Below are 3,030 nucleotides of genomic sequence, written 5' to 3' on the forward strand. Positions count from 1 at the left end.
GTCGCGGTCCGCCCGGTGCCGGCGCTTCGCCCCGGGAGTCCGGGACGGGGGCGCCTGAGCCGAGGACGGCGGCTTCACGCTCGCCGCGGCGGCGGCGCAGGGACTCGAGCAGGTCCGCGGTCTCGCTCAGGCTCTTGGGCGGTTCTGCGGCACGCTTGATAGCCGCCTTGGACACGGCTTCCGTCGTTCCGGCCGAGCGGGAATAGGGGATCGGATCCAACTGGGGCGCCGTGTCGTTCATGAGCTCGTCCGGCAGCGACTCCTTGAACGTGAATGCGCCGCTGTCGAAGCGGGACACGTCGGCGGGGCTCGTCTCCGCGCCGACCGCGCGGAGGCGGGGGATGAGCGCGCCCTTGAGCTCGCCCTGCTGGGAGAGTGCGATGGCCTCGTTGCCGAGGGGGGAGAGCGCGTTCTTCTTCGGTTCGAAGGACCAGCGGGCATCGTGGTCGATGTCGTCCGCGGTGAAGGCAAGCTTGACGATCCAGCCGGCGCCGGGTTCCTTCCAGCTGGCCCAGCGTTCGTCCGTTGCCCCGAGGGAGGCGAGGCGCTCGCGGATGACGCCGCCGAACGTCGCGGATCCCTCTCCGGGATCGGGCTCGATCGCGGTGTGGACGGGCACGCCGAGGGCGCACGAGACGATGTACTCGCGTTCGGCGACAACCGGACCCTCGAAGCGACGGACGAAGTCGATCGGGGCTCCCGTCACGGCGGCGACGTCCTCAGCCGACATGCCGGAACGGATGTGCGCTTGCACGTCCCGCGGGGACAGCTTTGTTTTCGGGGTGTGTTCTATCTGGGTTTGGCGAAGCCGGGACTGGAGAACCTCGTCGATGGGGATCCGAAAACGGTCACCATCCTCGCTCGCTGCAAGCAGCGCGCCGTTCTCTACTCCGATTACCTTCAAATCCTGCATGGCGAAAGCCCTCTCGCGATCACTGATTGGCCAACACTGTCATGAAACGCCCCTCATTCCGGGGAATACGCCGGGCGTGCCGTAAGTTGACCACTCAGCCGAAGTTATCAGCGGCGAGAGTTTGCTATTCCTTCGGGATTGTTGCAAACTGTGCCCGCTGATTTCGTTAATCGGCATTAAATGAATGAATGGATGGGCATGGCAACCGATTACGACGCACCCCGAAAGTCCGAAGACGACTCTGAGTCGATTGAGGCCCTCAAGGAGCGCGTACCGGACAAGATGTCTGGCGTCGTGGATGTAGACGACTCAGACAACCCCGGTGGGTTCGATTTACCCGGTGCCGATCTGTCCGACCTCGACCTCGATGTCGTCGTCCTGCCCCCGCAGGCCGATGAATTCACCTGCGTAGAGTGCTTCCTCGTGAAGCACCGCTCGCAGATGTCGCACGAGACCAAGCTCGGCCCGGTCTGCCTGGAGTGCGACTCCTAAAAGCGCGTTTTAGTTACTTGATGCCGGCCGTCGTGATCCATTGATCGCGGCGGCCAACGTCGTTGGGTGGCGTGTCGAGACGAGCCAGTACGGTGCCGGATCCTGGGGATCCTCGATCGGGACCCGCACGACGGGACCGATCCAGCCCCTGATCAACAGCCAGGCCCGCGCGTCGAGCCTGCGCCCGCGCTCGAGCGTCGCTTCTGCGGCCTCGAAGGGCACGGCCTCCCCGATCAGCTCCGTTCCTATTCGCGCGCGACCCGCCGTGAAGACACCGTCCGCGACGGAGACGACCGGAGCAGTCAGCAGCAGCGTGAGGATAGCGGCACCGTAGAGCACGATGGCGATGATGATTCCCCAGAGCATCGAGATCGGTGCGAAAACGAGGATGCTCGCCGGCATCAGCAGTGCGGTCGCGAGGAATGGGGCTGGTGAGGCCCAGAGTTTTTCACGATATTCAGGCATGGCTCTATTCGATCAGACTTCTGCACTACCCTCGACACGTGGCAGAAAGCGTCGAAGTGTTGATAACCGCATCCATCGTTCCGCGGTACGCGCATCCGGGCGACGCCGGAGCAGATCTGCACTCGGCTGAAGAGCGTGTTCTTGCCCCCGGCGAGCGTGCCCTGGTCGGGACCGGCGTGTCGATCGCCCTCCCGGACGGTTATGCGGCGTTCATCGTGCCCCGCAGCGGCCTCGCGGCCAAGCACGGCATCACGATCGTGAACTCGCCGGGTACCGTCGATGCCGGCTACCGGGGCGAAATCAAGGTCTCGCTGCTCAACACCGACCAGACCGAATCTTTTGCGATCGCCGTGGGCGATCGCATTGCCCAGATCATCATCACGCCCGTCTCCCGGGCCGCTTTCATTCCCGTCGACCGGCTGCCAGACAGCCAGCGCGGCGCGGGCGGCTTCGGATCAACGGGTGTGAGTGAATCGGGAAACGGCCGGCAGACCGCCGGCTCACCAATGTCAGGAGACACCCCGTGACCGACGTCGCGAATGCGGACCAATTCCCGGAACCACTGCCCAAGTCGGCGCCGGAGGACCGTGAGACAGAGGGGCCCCTCGACGAGAGCGAGGCGAACCCGGTGCGACCGTACGTCGACCTCGGCGGCGTCAAGGTCCTGCCGCGCGAGGGCCTGCACCTGCGCCTCGAGATCGAAGAGGGCAGCAAGCGGGTCGTGGCCATCGGCCTGGACTACGCCGGTTCGACCCTGCAGGTCCAGCCGTTCGCCGCACCGCGGTCGAGTGGGCTGTGGCACGAGATCCGCGACCAGATCGCGGACCAGATCGGCAAGCAGGGCGGCACGACGACGCTGCGAGAAGGACCGTTCGGTCCGGAGCTCGTCGCGGAGATCCCAGTAGCCACCGGCCAGGACGCCTCCGAAACCAGCAGGCTGGCCCGTTTCATCGGCGTCGACGGCCCCCGCTGGTTCCTCCGCGGAGTGATCGCGGGCGAAGGCGCCATCAACCCGGACGCCGCCGCGCAGATCGAGGACCTCTTCCGCAGCATCGTCGTCGTGCGGGGGTCCGCACCGATGCCGCCGCGCGACCTGATCCCGCTGCGCATGCCGGTCACGCCCGCCGGCCCCGCAGAACCGTCCGACGCCTGACCCCACC

General features: G+C 66.1%; 5 protein-coding genes. 3 read left to right on the forward strand and 2 right to left on the reverse strand.

Going from position 1 to position 3,030, the window contains the following annotated elements:
- Positions 1–913, reverse strand: a 913-nt coding sequence (gene sepH, locus QN357_RS18405) for a septation protein SepH (RefSeq protein WP_323505333.1), incomplete at its 3' end; no start/stop codon positions are given.
- A 198-nt stretch (positions 914–1,111) separates the two neighbouring features.
- Here sepH and QN357_RS18410 point away from each other — a divergent pair.
- The gene (locus QN357_RS18410; RefSeq protein ID WP_134447980.1) at positions 1,112–1,405 is read left to right on the forward strand and encodes a DUF4193 domain-containing protein; all 294 of its coding nucleotides are present in this window, start codon (positions 1,112–1,114) and stop codon (positions 1,403–1,405) included.
- 9 nt (positions 1,406–1,414) lie between these two features.
- Here the strand turns inward: QN357_RS18410 and QN357_RS18415 are convergent, their stop codons facing one another.
- A complete protein-coding gene (locus tag QN357_RS18415) occupies positions 1,415–1,870 on the reverse strand; it encodes a DUF3093 domain-containing protein (protein ID WP_134447982.1) in 456 nt (151 codons plus the stop codon).
- 38 nt (positions 1,871–1,908) lie between these two features.
- On the opposite strand from QN357_RS18415, the gene dut reads away from it, so the two are divergent.
- On the forward strand, positions 1,909–2,397 hold the full coding sequence (gene dut / locus QN357_RS18420) for a dUTP diphosphatase (protein WP_241975429.1): 489 nt from the start codon (positions 1,909–1,911) through the stop codon (positions 2,395–2,397).
- Positions 2,394–3,023 carry a DUF3710 domain-containing protein gene (locus QN357_RS18425; RefSeq protein ID WP_134447986.1) on the forward strand — a complete coding sequence of 210 codons (630 nt, stop codon included), beginning with the start codon at positions 2,394–2,396 and terminating at the stop codon, positions 3,021–3,023. Before dut ends, QN357_RS18425 begins: the two co-directional genes overlap by 4 nt.
- Positions 3,024–3,030: the final 7 nt, after the last annotated feature.

The organism is Cryobacterium sp. RTC2.1 (assembly GCF_035018685.1).
Classification (GTDB): domain Bacteria; phylum Actinomycetota; class Actinomycetes; order Actinomycetales; family Microbacteriaceae; genus Cryobacterium; species Cryobacterium glucosi.